This is a genomic window from Phenylobacterium sp. (genome assembly GCF_036495085.1).
Classification (GTDB): domain Bacteria; phylum Pseudomonadota; class Alphaproteobacteria; order Caulobacterales; family Caulobacteraceae; genus Phenylobacterium.
In genome coordinates this window covers 39,782-55,250 of the sequence record NZ_DASXNL010000069.1, presented here as the reverse complement: position 1 = coordinate 55,250, position 15,469 = coordinate 39,782, and the positions used below count along the sequence as shown (strand labels likewise).

Genomic DNA, 15,469 nt, shown 5'->3' with positions numbered 1-15,469 from the left:
GATGAACTTCGCCGAGGTCGACGAAGCGCCGATGCGCCGGCTGAACGAGATCATCTGGAAGAGCGTGAAAGGGCCGGCGTCTCCGATGCCGGCGCCTGTCCACCGCTATCGCGCCGTGATTGGCCCGAACTAACGGCGGCGCTCGATCATATTGCGGTGGCGGTAGGGGGAGCCGCTGAAAGCCAGGACGGCGCGGCGTGCCGCCTTGGCCTTGACAGTGGACCGGCGCGCCGTCGCCCCCGCCCACGCGTGGGCGACGCGCGCCCTTGCCGATGGCGCTGCGGCAACCATAATCGGGCCCGGGCTGGGATTCTGGAGCGTTGGTCATGTCCGATCCCACGAGGCGGCCGCGCGCAGACCTGGCGCTGTGGCTTAGCCTGATGTTGGTCGCATGGCCTTCGCTGGCCGCTGCGCGAACGGGGACCGCGAAGGCCCCCAAGTCTGCGCACGCCGCCCCCAAAGCGCAGGCGCCGTCGGATACAGTGACGCAACTCGCGCGATGGGTGATCACCACCGACGACCACAGCGGCCTGCCTTTCGCGATTATCGACAAGGTCGCGGCCAGGGTGTTCGTGTTCCGCGCCGATGGCCGGTTCTTGGGCGACGGCCCCGTCCTGCTGGGATTGGCGCGGGGTGACAATTCGACCCCCGGCGTCGGCGACCGCGAGGTGGCGGCCATTCCCCGCGACGAACGGACGACGCCAGCCGGACGGTTCGTCGCCAGCTTCGGCGCCGCCGCCAGCGACCGCGGGGTGCTCTGGGTCGACTATCCGACGGCGATATCGATGCATCCGGTGGACACGTCCAACCCCAAGGAGCGGCGCCCTCAGCGCCTCAGCTCGCCGACCCCCCGGGACAATCGCATCACCCACGGCTGCATCAACGTGTCGGCCGACTTTTATCGGAAGGTGGTGCGCCCGACATTCACGGGCACGAGCGGCATCGTCTACATCCTGCCGGAGGACAGGCGCATTCAGGAGGTCTTTCCGGCCTTTCGGGTTCTGCCGGGCGTCGACCCGGCAGGCGAATTCAGGACGGCTGGCGACCTTCGCAGGCCCGAGGACTCCAGCCTCCCGGATGCGGCCGCCTCAGCGACGTCAGTCGGTGTCCGGGCCAAATAGCGTTCGCTGAGCCAGCAGCCTCCGAGGCAAGCAGCGCGAGCGTGTCGCACTGGAGCAGACATCATTGCGCGGCTAGGGTTGGACGATGTCCTGCGAACTTGCCGTCACCGTCTACTTCGACCTGATCTGTCCCTGGTGCCTCATCGGCAAGCGCAACCTCGAGACTGCGCTCACGATGCTGGAGCAAAGCGATCCGCGGGTCACGGTGAAGGTCGAGTGGCGCTCGACGCAGCTGTTGCCCCACATCCCGGAAGGCGGCCTTGATTTCACGGCGTTCTATGAAGCCCGGCTGGGCGGAGCGGCGGCCGTTCGTGCGCGCCAGGCGCAGGTTCTATCTGCCGCCAGGGAGGCCGGTTGCGAGATCGCCTTCGAACGGATTTTCAAAATGCCGAACACGGCGAAAGCTCACCGCTTGCTTCACTTCGCGCGCTCAGCTGGACCCGACCGACTCGATCAGCTGCTGGACAGGCTCTTCCAGGCGCACTTCGTGGACGGACTGGACATCGGCGATGCCGGTGTGTTGGCGAGCTTGGCGCAAGCCTGCGGTTACGATCGCGAGACGATGGCGAGGCGAATCGAGGATCCGAGCCTGGACTCCGGGTGGCTTGGGGCCGCAGCCGGCGTGCCGCTCTATGTGTTCGGGGACGGCGCAGCTCTTTCGGGCGCCCATCCGCCGGCGACGCTGCACGCTCAGATGCGACGGGCCGCCATGGAGCAGGTGGCTTCCTAGCGCTCCGCCAAGTCGGCCAGCCGGGTAATGGCGCAGAGATCCTGGGAACTCGCTTCGCGTTGGCTCACGCCGGACCACCGAGGGTCGGCGATGGGGTGGGCAGCGGCGTCGCGCTAGTCGTCGAAACCGACGAACACGGTGGCCTCGGCGACCGCCTTGCGCTCGGAAACCACCGCATTCGCCGGGAAGCTCTCATCCGGCCAGCCCAGGGCGATGCTTTTCATGATGACCTGATCGTCGGCGATGCCGGCGTGCTCACGCACGACCGGCGACTGCATGATCCCCTGACTGTTGATCACCGCGCCCAGGCCGCGAGACCAGGCTGCGTTAACCAGCGCGGTGGTCACGGCGCCGCAATCGAACGGGGTATCGTCGCTGCCATCCAACACCCGGTCGTAGGTCACGATCACGCAGACCGGCGCGTCGAATTGACGGAAGCCGCGCAGCACCCAGTCCTGGCGCATATCCTTGTCCTCGCGCGCGATCCCCATCGCGGAGAACAATTGCTTGGCGACGCCGACCTGCCTTTCGCGGTGTTGACCCGCGAAGGCCTGCCCCGTGCGGAACTCGCGCGATTGTGGGACGCCCGCCAAAATCCGCTCGGTGTTGCCGGTGCGGATCCGATCCAACGGTTCGCCCGTGACGATGTAGAAGTTCCAAGGCTGGGTGTTCATCGACGACGGCGCACGCATCGCCAGAGCGATGATCTCCTCAATCAGCGCCCTTGGAACGGGATCGGGCTTATAGCCGCGAATGCTTCGGCGACCGAGAATCACGTCGTCAAACTGCACGGATGGCTCCTGGGCTGGCCACTGCGGTTTCAGTGGCGAGTTGACCGCCTAACGCTGCTGAGCTGCAGGCGCCCGCAGGGCCTCGCCAGCCGAGGGGCCACATCTAGCCGACAGGCCCTATGCGCATCAAATCACCGAGTCGATTTCGGCGCTCGCCCGTCAAGCAGACCGTCAGGGCGGATCCAAGAGAGCGCCAAGTAATGGACCGGACACCTTCGTCGTTGCGGAGTCATAGCTTGGCGGCGGCGGCGGCTCAAAGGCCACTCCCGAGTTAGAGGCTCGCATAGGCGGCCTCTATGAGCCGCTTGGCGCGGCGGTCGCCGAGGAGGTCGGCGGACTGCTTGTTCATCACATAGGCCCCGCCCAGCGTTCGCTCCGGGTCTGCGAACGCGCAGGAGCCACCCCAGCCCGAGTGGCCGAAAGTCTGGTTTCCCGGCCCCCAGGGGTGGGTGGCCTGGTTGCGCATGAAGCCTGCGCCCCAACTCATCTCAAAGGGCAGCACGAGGTCCTGGCCACGGATACGCTCGCGGGCCGCCTCGGCGACCAGCGCAGGCGAAAGGATGTCCTCACCGTCCAGCCAGCCGTCGTTGGCCAGGGCTCCCATCAGTCGCGCCAGGGCCTCAGCCGTGCAATGCCCGTTAGCCGACGGAATCTCCATTCGCCGCCAGTCGGCCTGGCCGCGGCCTGCCGGAGAGGACCATGGTGTCAGGAAAGCCGCGCGGGTGGCCTCGTTGTGGTGGCCGAAGTCCGGCAGCGCGTTCGGCCTTTGAAGGTCCGCGACACGTCCGAATTCCGAATCCGGCAAGCCGATCCAGAGGTCGAGGCCGAACGGCGTCGCCAGGTCCTGGCGCAGCGCCGCGCCCATGGTTCGGCCCTCGACGCGTCGGAAAATCTCGCCCGCGAGATAGCCAAAGGTGATCGGGTGATAGCCGCTGGCCGTGCCCGGCGGCCAGAGTGGGGCCATGGCGGCGAGCTTGGCGCAGATCGCGTCCCAGTCGAACCACAACGAGGGCTCCATCGGGTCCGGGAATCCCGACAGCCCTTCCTGGTGCGACATCAACTGTTCGATCGTTATCGAAGCTTTACCGGCGGCGGCGAAGTCCGGCCATACCGATGCGACAGTCTGTTCGTAGGTGAGCTTTCCCTGATCCACCAGCCGCGCGATCAGCAGGGCCGCGATGGCCTTGGTCGTCGAGAAGACCGGCGTAAGCGTGCGCTCGTCGAAGGGTCTGGTGCGGGCGCGATCGGCGTGACCCGCCCAAAGGTCGAGCACGATTTCCCCGGCCAGCACCAAGGTGAAGCGAGCGCCCAGTTCCTCGCCGGCATCGAAGTTCGCGGCGAAAGCGTCCTGGACGGCGGCGAACCGGCGTTGGGCATGACCGGCGATCTCAACCATCGAAGCTCCTGCGGCGGGGACGGATCACCTATACCGAGCGGTATGGCCGCGGCCCAGCAGTGCAGCTAACCTGTACGTGCGGGCGCCGCCCGCGATCCTTGGGGGATCTGCCATGGTCGGTGTGAATCGTTGGTGACGGTTGCTCCCGCAGCCGGGACGAACAGCACCCTGCGGACGCGGGCTGCGGCCATGACGCTCGCATGCTGCTTCGCTGCGGCGATGTGCGAAGGTCTGGACGTGCAGGCTGCCGGCGTCGCGGCCGGCGGAATCAAGATCGCCTTCGCACCGACGCCCGCGGCGCTCGGCCTTTTCCTCGCGGCTGGAAATCTCGGACTGCTGTTCGGCGCGGTGGCTGGTGGACGGCTTGCCGACCGGCTTGGGCGCAAGCGCGTTCTGGTCGCGTCGATCACGGCCTTTGGTCTCTGCTCAGTGCTGGCCGGGTTCGCCTGGGACATGCCGTCTCTCATTGGCGCCCGGATCCTTACCGGACTGGGCCTCGGTGGCGCGATGCCGAACCTGATCGCGCTCGCAGCGGATGTCAGCCCTGAGCGGGCGCGCAACAGCAGCATCGCGCTCACCTACATCGGCATGCCGATGGGCGGCGCCATCGCGAGTTCGATCATACTGATAGCCGCGCCGACCCAGTGGCGCTGGGTTTTCCTGCTTGGCGGCGTCGCTCCGCTGGTCATCGCCCCGTTGATGGCCTGGCTATTGCCGGATATCCGCCAGGCGCCGCGTGAACGCGACCCGGCTGCCGACCCCGAGAAGACCGGGTTTAGCGCGGTGTTCGCGGAGGGACGGCTGAGGCGCACCCTTATCCTCTGGCTTTCTTTTCTGCTGTTGAACCTGACCCTGCACTTGATGCTGAGCTGGTTGCCGCTGCTGCTGCAGGGACGTGGGCTCTCGAAAAGCGAGGCTGCGCTCGCCCAGGTCGGCTTCAATGCGGGCGGGGCGCTGGCGGCTCTATTCGCAGGCGCCCTGCTGGACACCCGCTGGCGACGGGCGAGCATCGTCGTCAGCGTCCTGGCGCTTCCGATCGCGCTGTTCCTGCTCGCCAGCGCATCGCCCCTGATCCTGGCGATGTTCGTCCTGGCGATCGTGCTTGGGGGCGCCATCCTGGCCTCGCAGGTGATCCTCTACGGGACGGCGGGCGGCCTCTATACGGCATCGACGCGCGGAGCCGGCATCGGCTCGGCAATCGGTGTCGGCCGTCTGGGATCGCTGGCTGGCCCGTCGTTCGCAGCCGTACTGTTGGCCGCAGGCCGCACGCCCGCGGAGGTGTTGTCCAGCGTGCTGCCGATCGTCATAGCGTGCGGCCTCTGCATCGCCGGGCTCGCATGGCGCAAACCGGGCGGCGCCGAGCGAGACGCCGGAGCCTAGTTTTCGTTTCGCGACGTCGCCCGCTGCCCGAAGCCGTTGCTGCCATCGTCCTGGGCCGCCTCGTCTTTGACCGAGCGGACCACCGCGCCGGAGGGTCCGGCTCGACAGGCTTGCGCCAGCCGCGCGATGTCGTCGGGCTCGCCAATCGCCAGGATCTCGACCGAGCCGTCGGCGCGATTGCGCACCCACCCGTCGAGGCCAAGACGAAGCGCCGCCTCGACGGTCCACCAGCGGTAGCCGACCCCCTGAACGCGACCTTCGATCAGGAGCCTTGTGGCGTTTCGAGCCATTGCCGGTCTCGATCCTTAGAGGACTTCAACGCGCACCACCGCTTGAGGACGCACCAGGCGCTGGCCCAGCGCCACGATAGGCAGTTCCGGCGCGCGCCAGTCCTGGGCGGCCTGGGCGGTCTCGCGCGCAGCGCGCGCGGCGCGTTCGGCCGCCGCCGACGGAGTGAGGCCTTGGACGAGGCCGGCGCCGAAACTGGCGGTAACCAGGTCCCCGGTGCCGTTCGGCACCTGATCCAGCCGCGGATGGGCAAACAGGACCGCCTCGTCAGCCAGCGCCAAGACCAGGCCAATCTCCTCTGGCCCGGCAGGCGCGGAGCTCACCAGCGCGGGCTTTCCCAAGCGTCGCGCCGCGCGGACGGCAGCTGCGGCGCTGTCGATCGGGGCGCCGGTCAGGTGCCCCAGCTCCCAGAGATTGGGCGTAATCCAATCGGCCAGCGGAACCAGTCGGCCGGCCACAGCCTCGGCCACCGCGGCGCTGACGTAGAGCCCTTTGGGCGTGTCTCCGAGGATCGGATCGACCACGATCACGGGCTGGCGCTCGCGCGCTGCCCTGACCCGGCCAAGGGCGTCGGCCGCGATCTCCACCTGTTCGGCCAAGGAGAAGTGGCCGGTGATCACCAGATCGACGAGGCCGAACAGGGCGTCTGCCTCGACGTCGGCCAGCATGCGCGCGAAGAGGTCCGGTGGCGTCGCCTGGCCCTGCGCCCCCTTTGCAGGGCTGCGGCCCAGCATCACGGTCGGCACCAGCACGGGATCGATGCCGTGGGCGGCCAGGACATATTGCTGCGCCGCCCCACCGATCCGGCTGGCCGCGACGAACGAAGAGAGGACAAGCGCCAGGGGCATGGCGCCCATCCCTACAGGCTGGAGCCTAGTATCGGTAGTGGTCCGGCTTGAACGGACCCTCGGTCTTCACGCCGATGTACTCAGCCTGGTCCTTGGACAGCCTGGTCAATTTCGCGCCGAGCTTGCCCAAGTGGAGCATTGCGACTTTTTCGTCGAGGTGCTTGGGCAGGGTGTAGACCTGGCTCTGATACTTGGCGCCGTGCTGCCACAGCTCCATCTGGGCCAACGTCTGGTTGGTGAACGAGGCGCTCATCACGAAGCTCGGGTGGCCGGTGGCGTTACCGAGGTTCACCAGCCGGCCTTCCGACAGCACGATGATCTTCTTGCCGTCAGGGAACTCAACGTGGTGGACCTGCGGTTTGATCTCGTCCCACTTGAAGTTCCGCAGGCCCGCAATCTGGATTTCGCTGTCGAAGTGGCCGATGTTGGCGACGATGGCGTTGTTCTTCATCGCCCGCATGTGGTCGACGGTCAGAACGTCCTTGTTGCCGGTCGCCGTGACGAAGATGTCGGCCTTGCTGGCCACGTCCTCGACCGTCACCACCTCATAGCCTTCCATCGCCGCCTGCAGGGCGCAGATCGGGTCGACTTCGGTGACCATCACCCGCGCGCCACCGTTGCGCAGAGAGGCGGCCGAGCCCTTGCCCACGTCGCCGTAACCCAGCACGACGGCGGTCTTGCCGGCCAGCATCACGTCGGTCCCACGGCGGATGGCGTCCACCAGGCTCTCGCGGCAGCCGTAAAGGTTGTCGAACTTTGACTTGGTCACGCTGTCGTTGACGTTGATGGCGGCGAACGGCAGTTCGCCTCGCTCGGCCATCTGGTAGAGGCGATGAACGCCCGTGGTGGTTTCCTCGGAGACGCCTTTGATGGCGTCACGGATCGCCGAATAAAAGCCCGGCTTCTCCTTCAGGTAGCGCTTCATCACCTTGTAGAGCGCTTCCTCCTCCTCATTCTGCGGATTGTTGAGGATCGAGGGATCCTTCTCGGCCTTGGGGCCCAGCACGCAGAGCAGGGTGGCGTCGCCGCCGTCGTCGAGGATCAGGTTCGGATAGCCTCCGTCCGACCACTCGAAGATCTTGTGGGCGTACTCCCAGTACTCGATCAGATTCTCGCCCTTGATGGCGAAGACCGGCGTGCCCTTCACGGCGATGGCCGCAGCTGCGTGGTCCTGGGTTGAGAAGATGTTGCAGGAGGCCCAGCGGACCTCGCCGCCCAGCGCCTGCAGCGTTTCGATCAGCACCGCGGTCTGGATGGTCATGTGCAGGGATCCCGCGATGCGGGCGCCCTTGAGCGGCTGGGCCTTGCCGAACTCGCCACGCACGGCCATCAGGCCGGGCATCTCGGTCTCGGCGATGTCGATTTCCTTGCGGCCCCAGTCGGCGAGCGCGATGTCCTTGACGACGTAGTCGGTCATTTCTGGCCCCAGGGCAAAATGGATCGGAAAGCGGAGTTGGCTGGCGGCTCTATAGCCGCAGGGCGCCGCTCGCGCAAGAAACATATAAAGATGTCTTTATGTCATCTGGCCCAGAACGGCTTGGCCTTGCCGAGGCGCTTGAGCGCCTTCGCGGCATGGGCGACCAGCGCGGGTTTAGCGGCCCTCTTCAGGCCGGCGAGCTCGCCGGCCGCGAAGGCGGCCTCAGGCGTAAGCGGCAAACCCACGAACAACCCATCGGCGGTCGCGATGTCATTGAGCTCGCCTAACTCGTCCTGCAGGGCCTCCAGCCGGCGAACAAACCGGCTTACCCGTTTTTGAGGGTAGAGGCTGGCGAGGCCCTCAGCCGCATAGCGCAGTTTCTTGGCCTCGATCCGCACGTGGTGACGCCCGGCGTCGCTAGCCTCCTCGAACGTGCGACCCAGCTTGAGCAGCTTGCGTCGGCGTTTGGCGAGCGCGCGTCTGGCGTAAGCCGCGACGGGATCCGTTGCGGCAGGTGAGGCCGCCAGCCAGTCACCATCCTCGACCCAGGCCGTAGCCTCGAGCATCAGGGTACGGAAACGCTCCGATGAAACGGTCTGGCGAACATGAGTACGCGCTCTGCGGGCGGCCGAGGCTACCGCATCGGAGAGGGCTTTCAGTCCGGCAGGGCAAGGATCAAGCTGGTTCGCCGCGGTCTCCACCGCCTCGGCGAGGACGTCCAGATTGCGCGCCCGGTTGCTGTCATCGGCCAGCCAGCGAAGCTCGGATTTCACGCCCGCCATGGAGGCGTCCCCGACCACCGACGAGAAGGTCGCAATCAGGCTGCGCAGACGCCTGACGCCGACCCTCAGCTGATGGATGGCTTCCGGCTGAGGAGCGGCCCGCATGACCTCGGCATTGACCGTGATCTGGCTCAGGGCGCTGCGCGCATTCGCCTGAAACGCCGCCGCGACGGTTGCGCCTTCCGGAAGATCGATCTTGGCGCTCTTGCGAGCCTGCAGCGGCGCGCCGGCGATCAACGCCTGGCCTCGCGCCGCCTTGCCTTCGAACGAGACGTAGAGCGGTGCTGCGCGCGAAAGTTCGCGCGCGAGCTCGAACATGACTTTGAGCGAGCCTGCTTTCAGCTCGAGTTCGACCTCGCTGATCGGGCTCGACCTGCGTCCGCCCTTGACCTCGCCCTGGTCCAACGACAGCTCGATCTCGGCGTCCCCCAAGCGGATCAGTCGCTGGCGTCGGGTGACGTGCACGTTAAACGCCGGCTTCAGGCTCGTGCCCTCCGGTAGCAGCGCCTTGAGAGGTTCGACCTGCGGGTTTGGCGCATGCCCGGCGACCGGCGTCTCATGTTCCTCGCGAAACACGCCCTCGCCGCGCTTTACGGTCTGGACGCGGTGGCCGTTGCTTTCGCGAACCCGCAAGGACACGCCGGCCTTCTGCAGGACTTGGTCGGCGGTGTCGAAATAGACGCTGATGAGCTCGCGGGAGTCATCGTCCCCCTCGGGGGCTGAGGCCAGCACCGCGCCCAGGTCTTCCGGGGCGCAGACGAACTTCAGTTCGATTTCGCTGTCAGTGCTCATGGCGCACGTATTCCATGTCCGCGACACCCAACTTCCGGCGAAGTACTCACGAGCCAATTTCCCCGCGGCAATCGCCCCGGATCCGGGCGTGGCGACAGACGTCAGCGCACTGCCTTCTTGGCTCCAGGAAGTCTAAAGTCAAGCTTACTGAGTATCGGGACTCTTCCTGATACCTTCCCGCCCATAATCAGAGGTAACGCATAGACTTTCCAACCGATTCCCCCGAAGCCGGACGCCCTGTCCTTCCTGGATCGACGGTATGCGCCGATGCCGATGCCGAACAACGTCCTGTCGCCGGGCCGTTGCGATCGGCAATTTCTAAATCGGGAGCGCGGAAATGTCAGCCTGCTCCAGACCGTCATCGGCGAGCTTCCGACCGACGCCTCATCGAAGATCGGCGGTCTCGTCGGCGAATGCCCGGTGGCCGCGATGTGAGCTCAGCGCTCAGCGGCGAGGACGGACTGGGCGACGCACCCCGCGATCTCCACGAAATAGGTTCCGCAAGGCCCGTGCATCGTCGCCGCCGGCCTAGCCGAAGCGGCCTGCGGGCCTTATCTCGTTCGCTGGAATCAAAAGCGTAGGCCCTGAATTCGAGGTTCGCGTCGGATCGATCTAATCCTATCGGGGTCTAGGGGGACGCGTGCAGTCGATAATCTCCATCCAGGGCCTGTCGAAGACCTACGCTGGCGGGTTCGAAGCGTTGAAGAACGTCGACCTGGAGATCCGCAAAGGTGAAATCTTCGCGCTCCTTGGTCCCAACGGCGCGGGCAAGACCACGCTGATCGGCATCACCTGCGGCATCGTCAACCCGACCTCGGGCCGGGTGACCGCCGACGGCCACGACATCATCGGTGAATTCCGCGCCGCGCGCTCGAAGATCGGGCTTGTCCCCCAGGAACTGTCCACCGACGCGTTCGAGACGGTCTGGGCGACCGTCACCTTCAGTCGCGGCTTGTTCGGAAAGGCGCCCGACAAGGCCTACATCGAGAAGGTGCTGCGCGACCTTTCCCTGTGGGAAAAGAAGGACGCCAAGATCATGACCCTCTCCGGCGGCATGAAGCGCCGGGTGATGATCGCCAAGGCGCTCAGCCACGAGCCGCAGATCCTTTTTCTCGACGAGCCGACGGCGGGTGTCGACGTGGAACTACGGCGCGACATGTGGGAGATGGTCCGCCGACTGCGCGAAAGCGGCGTCACAATCATCCTGACAACTCACTACATCGAAGAAGCCGAGGAGATGGCCGATCGAATCGGCGTGATCTCCAAGGGCGAACTGATCGTGGTCGAGGAGAAGTCCGAGCTGATGCGCAAGCTCGGCAAGAAACAGCTCACCTTGCACCTGCAGGAGCCGCTTCGCGTCGTACCCACCGGACTGAACGGCTATGACCTGACGCTGGCCAACGACGGTGCGGATCTCGTCTACACCTTCGACGCCCAGGCGGAGAACACCGGCATTGCGGCCCTCCTGCGTCAGCTGAACGAGCGTGGCGTCGACTTCAAGGACCTGCAGACCGAGCAAAGTTCTCTCGAGGAGATTTTCGTCAGCCTGGTGAGAGGTACGACTTGAGGGCGCTTGGCATGAACATCTACGCCGTGCGGGCCATATACCGCTTCGAAATGGCCCGGACCTTTCGCACCATCATCCAGTCGATCGCTGCTCCGGTGATATCGACCTCGCTCTACTTCATAGTATTCGGTGCGGCGATCGGGGGGCGCATGGCCAAGATCGACGGGGTGACCTACGGCGCCTTCATCGTGCCCGGTCTCATCATGCTGTCGATCTTGACTGAGAGCATCTCCAACGGCTCCTTCGGCATCTACATGCCCAAGTGGTCGGGCACGATCTACGAGATGCTTTCCGCGCCGGTCTCGGCCTTCGAGGTGCTCCTGGGTTACGTGGGGGCGGCAGCGTCGAAATCAGTGATGCTAGGGATGATCATCCTGGCCACCGCCCGGCTTTTCGTACCCTTCGAGATCGCCCATCCGTTCTGGGCATTGGCCTTCCTTGCGCTGACTTCGCTCACTTTCAGCCTGTTCGGCTTCATCCTGGGCGTATGGGCCGATGGTTTCGAGAAGCTGCAGATCGTGCCTTTGATGGTGGTCACGCCGCTGACCTTCCTGGGCGGCAGCTTCTATTCGATCAACATGTTGCCGCCCTTCTGGGCCAAGGTCGCCCTCTTCAACCCGGTGGTCTACCTGGTCTCGGGCTTCCGCTGGGCGTTCTACGGCGTCTCGGACGTACAGGTCGGATTAAGCCTCGCCATGACGCTGGTCTTCATGCTGATCTGCCTGACCGCGGTCTGGTGGATCTTCAAGACGGGTTGGCGGCTGAAGACCTAAGGCCGCATCACCGGAATCGGCGCTGATCCTTATTCGTCCTCGTCGAACCTGGCGCTGACCAGATCTTGCAACGCCTTCACGGCGGCTTCGGCGTCGGCGCCCTCGGCTTCGATCTCAATGCAGCACCCGGGGCCGGCGGCGAGCATCATCAGGCCCATGATGGAGCGCGCATCGACGGTCTGGCCGTCCTTGGATACGCGGACCTCGGCGTCGAAGGTGGAGGCCATCTTGACGAACTTGGCGGATGCGCGCGCGTGCAGGCCGCGCTTATTGACGATCTCGACGGTGCGGACCGCCGGTTCGCTCACTTCTCGCCGGCCAGGACGTACGAGGCGACGGAAATGTATTTGCGCCCGGCCTCCTGGGCGCAGGCGACTGCGTCCTCGAGACTCTGGCGCGAGCGCACGCTGGCGAGCTTGATCAACATCGGCAGGTTGAGCCCGGCGATCACCTCGGCCTTGGTCTGTTCCATCACCGAGATAGCGAGGTTCGATGGCGTCCCGCCGAACATGTCGGTGAGCAGGATGACTCCCGAGCCGGTGTCCACCCGCCCGCACGCGGCCAGGATGTCCTTTCGGCGGCGTTCCATGTCGTCTTCCGGCCCGATGCAAATGGCCTCGACCGCAGCCTGCGGTCCGACCACGTGCTCCATGGCGAAGACGAACTCTTCCGCGAGCCGCCCGTGCGTAACGATCACGAGCCCGATCATGCTCCGAGCCCGATCATGCAAAACCTTCCAAGGGTATCCCCACCCGGCGCGGCCAAAGAACCCGTCCCGCGAGCCGTGCTAAATACGCCTGTTGCGGGCCTCGTCAAAGTGGCTGCACGCGCGACCGAGTTTCGCAGGCGCCGAAGGCTCCCGCGGATCGAGGACGATCAAGGGAACCGGCACTCCGAGAATCTCCGCGAATTCGGCGTCCTGGACGCGTTCGGGGGTCCCACAACGGACCGCCAGGGCGACTTCGGCCAGCGGAAGAGCCCCGCAATCCACGACGTCGAGGCCGCGAATCTCCAGGAGGCCGGCCAGCGCGTCCGGCGCGCGGCCGAAGAGCCGCCCGGCGGAACTCCACAGAACGACCCGATCATCAGCCACCAGTCGAAAACCCTGGGTCAGGGCGCGAAGCGCCAGATCGCTCTTTCCCGCACCCGGCGCCCCTTCGATCAGCACGCCGCGCCAGGAGCCTTGGAGGCGGGCCGCGATCAGGCCCGCGTGCCGGATCACGCCTTGGCCTCCGGCAGGATCAGCAGGAACATCGCCCCAAGGACCTTGCCGTCGACGACGCGGTTCTGGGCCTTCAACGTCCCGCCGTGCGCCTCGGCGATCTGGCGGGCGATGGAAAGACCAAGGCCGGAGTTGCCGCCGAACGCCGCGCCCTTGGGTCGCGAGGTGTAGAAGCGCTCGAAAACGGTCTCCAGATTCTCCGGCGGGATGCCGGGGCCGGAGTCGGACACGGTGGCGATCACCCGGCCGGCCACTCGCTGAATTGCGACTTCCACCTTGCCGTCCGGCGGGCTGAACGAGCGGGCGTTGTCGATCAGGTTGCGAAACACCTGGCCTAGCGATCCCTCGCGGCCCGACACCATGACCGGCTCGAGGCCGCCCGATGGATGGAAACGGACCTTGGCCTCTCCCGACTTGGCCGTGGCGTCGTAGAGGCCGACGATATCGGCGACCAGCCGCTCCAGATCGATGGTCTTGGGCGCATCCCTGGAGAGCTCAGCGTCCAGCCTGGAGGCGTTCGAGATGTCGGTGACCAGGCGGTCCAGCCGCTGGACGTCGTTCTTGAGGATTTTCAGGAGCCGCTCGCGCGCAGTCGGTTCGCTGATCAGGTCGAGCGTTTCGACGGCCGAGCGCAGGGAGGTGAGCGGATTCTTGATCTCGTGAGCCACGTCAGCGGCGAAGCTCTCGATTGCGTCCATCCGCTCGGACAGCGCTTGGGTCATGTCCTCCAGGCTGCGGGTGAGGTCACCTAGCTCGTCGTTGCGCCGCGCGAGGTCCGGCAGCGAGATCGCCCGCGCGCCAGCCAAGCGCACGCGGTCGGCGGCGCGCGCCAAGCGCAGGACCGGCTGGGCGACCAACTGGGTCAGCAGCAGTGATGAGGCGAGCGTCACGCCAATGGCGATCAGGATGAAGGGTATCAGCGCCAGCCGCTCCCGGGCGATGATCGCATCGACGTCGTTGGCCTCCAGGGTGAGCACGCCCAGCACCGCCCTGACATGCTGGATCGGGATCGAGACCGAAACCACGTGCTGGCCATCCTCGCTGCGCCGCCGGACAGCGACGTGCTGGCCGCTCAAGGCGCGAGCCACCTCGGCTTGCAAGTCCGCCCTGGCCTCGCGGGCCACCGCCGCCCGCCGCGCCGGCGGTCGCGCGTCGAGCGACAAGCCTCCCGCTCCTCGTGGCCGGGCGGGCGGCAGCTCGCGTTGCTCCACCCGGTCGGCGACAAGTTCGCTGTCGGCGACCAAACGCCCTTGCGGATCAAAAAGGCGCGCCCGCTGGGTCTTCGGATTGGCGAGCATCTCCAGGGCGAGGCTGGCGGTGTTCGGGTCCATCGCCGGCTCGGGGTCGCCGACTGTGGCGGCCTGGTCGATGATGGCCGCCATCAGCTCGCCCTGGGTCGTCAGGCTGTCGATACGGGCGTTGACCAGTCCTTGCCGAAGTTCATTGAGCACCAGGGCGCCGGCGATCAGCACCGCCAGGCCAAGGACATTCAGCGCGATGATCAGCTGGCCGAGCCGGGTGCCCGGCAGCCAGCCGCGTCGCGAGGCCCTTGCGCCCTCGGACCTTTGACCTTCGGACCTCTGAGCCTCGGACCTCTGGCCGCGATCAGGTTTCGCGGTATCGGTATCCGACGCCATAGAGGGTTTCGATCGCGTCGAACTCGGGATCAACGTCGCGGAACTTCTTGCGCATGCGCTTGATGTGGCTGTCGATGGTTCGGTCGTCGACATAGACCTGATCGTCGTAAGCTGCGTCCATTAGGTTGTCGCGGCTCTTCACGAAGCCGGGGCGCTGGGCCAGCGACTGCAAGAGCAGGAACTCGGTCACCGTGAGCTTCACCGGCTTGCCTTCCCACAAGCAATCGTGGCGCGCGGGATCCAGGGTGAGTTTGCCGCGCTTGATCGCCCGCGAGCCGCCGTCGGCGACGGTCGCGGCCTGCGGTTCCTCGCCCTCGATGCCGGCCCGGCGCAGCACCGCTTTCACGCGTTCGATCAGCAGGCGCTGGCTAAACGGCTTGTGCATGTAGTCGTCGGCGCCGAGATTGAAGCCCAGGATCTCGTCGATCTCCTCGTCCTTGGACGTCAGGATGATGACCGGCATGTCGGACGTCCGGCGCAGGCGGCGCAGCACCTCCATGCCGTCCATGCGCGGCATCTTCACGTCGAGGATAGCCAGGTCGGGCGGTTCGTTCTCGAGGGCTGCAAGGCCCGCGGCGCCGTCGTAGTAGGCCTTCACGGTATGACCGTGGCTCTCCAGCGCGAGGCTGACCGACGTGACGATATTCTCGTCGTCGTCCACCAAGGTGATCTTAGCCATTTGGATGAGTTCGCTCCTTAAGCGGCCGTCGTGAAGCTAGTCATCC

17 protein-coding genes are annotated in these 15,469 nt (G+C 66.0%); 6 read left to right on the top strand and 11 right to left on the bottom strand.

Annotation, left to right across the window (positions count from 1 at the left end):
* Positions 1 to 326: 326 nt before the first annotated feature.
* Together VGI62_RS08510 and VGI62_RS08505 are read left to right on the top strand one after the other, a co-directional pair.
* Positions 327 to 1,121 carry a L,D-transpeptidase gene (locus tag VGI62_RS08510; RefSeq protein ID WP_331504021.1) on the top strand — a complete coding sequence of 265 codons (795 nt, stop codon included), beginning with the start codon at positions 327 to 329 and terminating at the stop codon, positions 1,119 to 1,121.
* Between the two features lie 85 nt (positions 1,122 to 1,206).
* Positions 1,207 to 1,851, top strand: a complete 645-nt coding sequence (locus tag VGI62_RS08505; protein WP_331504019.1) for a DsbA family oxidoreductase — start codon at positions 1,207 to 1,209, stop codon at positions 1,849 to 1,851.
* A 113-nt stretch (positions 1,852 to 1,964) separates the two neighbouring features.
* Here the strand turns inward: VGI62_RS08505 and VGI62_RS08500 are convergent, their stop codons facing one another.
* Both VGI62_RS08500 and VGI62_RS08495 read right to left on the bottom strand, forming a co-directional pair.
* Positions 1,965 to 2,642, bottom strand: a complete 678-nt coding sequence (locus tag VGI62_RS08500) for a nitroreductase (protein WP_331504017.1) — start codon at positions 2,640 to 2,642, stop codon at positions 1,965 to 1,967.
* 271 nt (positions 2,643 to 2,913) lie between these two features.
* Positions 2,914 to 4,038: a serine hydrolase domain-containing protein gene (locus VGI62_RS08495; protein ID WP_331504015.1), complete on the bottom strand. Its 1,125-nt coding sequence runs from the start codon at positions 4,036 to 4,038 to the stop codon at positions 2,914 to 2,916.
* A 132-nt stretch (positions 4,039 to 4,170) separates the two neighbouring features.
* Here VGI62_RS08495 and VGI62_RS08490 point away from each other — a divergent pair, with 132 nt between their 5' ends.
* On the top strand, positions 4,171 to 5,418 hold the full coding sequence (locus VGI62_RS08490) for an MFS transporter (RefSeq protein ID WP_331504014.1): 1,248 nt from the start codon (positions 4,171 to 4,173) through the stop codon (positions 5,416 to 5,418).
* Here VGI62_RS08490 and VGI62_RS08485 read toward each other — a convergent pair.
* From VGI62_RS08485 to VGI62_RS08470, 4 genes are all read right to left on the bottom strand, one after another.
* Positions 5,415 to 5,708, bottom strand: coding sequence for an acylphosphatase (locus VGI62_RS08485; protein WP_331504012.1), 294 nt, complete (start codon positions 5,706 to 5,708; stop codon positions 5,415 to 5,417). The genes VGI62_RS08490 and VGI62_RS08485 overlap by 4 nt on opposite strands.
* A 15-nt stretch (positions 5,709 to 5,723) precedes the next feature.
* Positions 5,724 to 6,554 carry a PfkB family carbohydrate kinase gene (locus tag VGI62_RS08480; protein ID WP_331504010.1) on the bottom strand — a complete coding sequence of 277 codons (831 nt, stop codon included), beginning with the start codon at positions 6,552 to 6,554 and terminating at the stop codon, positions 5,724 to 5,726.
* 25 nt (positions 6,555 to 6,579) lie between these two features.
* On the bottom strand, positions 6,580 to 7,971 hold the full coding sequence (ahcY, locus tag VGI62_RS08475) for an adenosylhomocysteinase (RefSeq protein WP_331504008.1): 1,392 nt from the start codon (positions 7,969 to 7,971) through the stop codon (positions 6,580 to 6,582).
* A gap of 101 nt (positions 7,972 to 8,072) precedes the next feature.
* A complete protein-coding gene (locus VGI62_RS08470) occupies positions 8,073 to 9,545 on the bottom strand; it encodes a CHAD domain-containing protein (protein WP_331504006.1) in 1,473 nt (490 codons plus the stop codon).
* A 267-nt stretch (positions 9,546 to 9,812) separates the two neighbouring features.
* Between VGI62_RS08470 and VGI62_RS08465 the strand changes: the two genes are divergently transcribed.
* The 3 genes from VGI62_RS08465 to VGI62_RS08455 all read left to right on the top strand — a co-directional run bounded on the left by VGI62_RS08465 (position 9,813) and on the right by VGI62_RS08455 (position 11,885).
* On the top strand, positions 9,813 to 9,980 hold the full coding sequence (locus tag VGI62_RS08465) for a hypothetical protein (protein ID WP_331504004.1): 168 nt from the start codon (positions 9,813 to 9,815) through the stop codon (positions 9,978 to 9,980).
* A 205-nt stretch (positions 9,981 to 10,185) separates the two neighbouring features.
* Positions 10,186 to 11,112, top strand: a complete 927-nt coding sequence (locus VGI62_RS08460; RefSeq protein ID WP_331504002.1) for an ABC transporter ATP-binding protein — start codon at positions 10,186 to 10,188, stop codon at positions 11,110 to 11,112.
* An 11-nt stretch (positions 11,113 to 11,123) separates the two neighbouring features.
* A complete protein-coding gene (locus VGI62_RS08455; RefSeq protein WP_331504001.1) occupies positions 11,124 to 11,885 on the top strand; it encodes an ABC transporter permease in 762 nt (253 codons plus the stop codon).
* Positions 11,886 to 11,914: 29 nt separating this feature from the next.
* Here the strand turns inward: VGI62_RS08455 and VGI62_RS08450 are convergent, their stop codons facing one another.
* From VGI62_RS08450 to VGI62_RS08430, 5 genes are all read right to left on the bottom strand, one after another.
* Entirely contained in the window at positions 11,915 to 12,193 is a 279-nt protein-coding gene (locus VGI62_RS08450) for an HPr family phosphocarrier protein (RefSeq protein WP_331503999.1), read from the bottom strand.
* Entirely contained in the window at positions 12,190 to 12,594 is a 405-nt protein-coding gene (locus VGI62_RS08445; protein ID WP_329638153.1) for a PTS sugar transporter subunit IIA, read from the bottom strand. Before VGI62_RS08445 ends, VGI62_RS08450 begins: the two co-directional genes overlap by 4 nt.
* Positions 12,595 to 12,672: 78 nt before the next feature.
* Entirely contained in the window at positions 12,673 to 13,107 is a 435-nt protein-coding gene (locus VGI62_RS08440; RefSeq protein ID WP_331503997.1) for an HPr kinase/phosphorylase, read from the bottom strand.
* Entirely contained in the window at positions 13,104 to 14,744 is a 1,641-nt protein-coding gene (locus VGI62_RS08435; protein WP_331503995.1) for a stimulus-sensing domain-containing protein, read from the bottom strand. Before VGI62_RS08435 ends, VGI62_RS08440 begins: the two co-directional genes overlap by 4 nt.
* Positions 14,713 to 15,423, bottom strand: coding sequence for a response regulator transcription factor (locus VGI62_RS08430; RefSeq protein ID WP_331503994.1), 711 nt, complete (start codon positions 15,421 to 15,423; stop codon positions 14,713 to 14,715). Before VGI62_RS08430 ends, VGI62_RS08435 begins: the two co-directional genes overlap by 32 nt.
* Positions 15,424 to 15,469: the final 46 nt, after the last annotated feature.

Coding starts and splice junctions, on each gene's coding strand:
- VGI62_RS08485 (WP_331504012.1), bottom strand. CDS start 5,708: ATGGCTCGAAACGCCACAAGGCTCCTGATCGAAGGTCGCGTTCAGGGG.
- VGI62_RS08465 (WP_331504004.1), top strand. CDS start 9,813: ATGCCGATGCCGAACAACGTCCTGTCGCCGGGCCGTTGCGATCGGCAA.
- VGI62_RS08495 (WP_331504015.1), bottom strand. CDS start 4,038: ATGGTTGAGATCGCCGGTCATGCCCAACGCCGGTTCGCCGCCGTCCAG.
- VGI62_RS08445 (WP_329638153.1), bottom strand. CDS start 12,594: ATGATCGGGCTCGTGATCGTTACGCACGGGCGGCTCGCGGAAGAGTTC.
- VGI62_RS08510 (WP_331504021.1), top strand. CDS start 327: ATGTCCGATCCCACGAGGCGGCCGCGCGCAGACCTGGCGCTGTGGCTT.
- ahcY (WP_331504008.1), bottom strand. CDS start 7,971: ATGACCGACTACGTCGTCAAGGACATCGCGCTCGCCGACTGGGGCCGC.
- VGI62_RS08480 (WP_331504010.1), bottom strand. CDS start 6,554: ATGCCCCTGGCGCTTGTCCTCTCTTCGTTCGTCGCGGCCAGCCGGATC.
- VGI62_RS08505 (WP_331504019.1), top strand. CDS start 1,207: ATGTCCTGCGAACTTGCCGTCACCGTCTACTTCGACCTGATCTGTCCC.
- VGI62_RS08430 (WP_331503994.1), bottom strand. CDS start 15,423: ATGGCTAAGATCACCTTGGTGGACGACGACGAGAATATCGTCACGTCG.
- VGI62_RS08455 (WP_331504001.1), top strand. CDS start 11,124: ATGAACATCTACGCCGTGCGGGCCATATACCGCTTCGAAATGGCCCGG.
- VGI62_RS08470 (WP_331504006.1), bottom strand. CDS start 9,545: ATGAGCACTGACAGCGAAATCGAACTGAAGTTCGTCTGCGCCCCGGAA.
- VGI62_RS08435 (WP_331503995.1), bottom strand. CDS start 14,744: ATGGCGTCGGATACCGATACCGCGAAACCTGATCGCGGCCAGAGGTCC.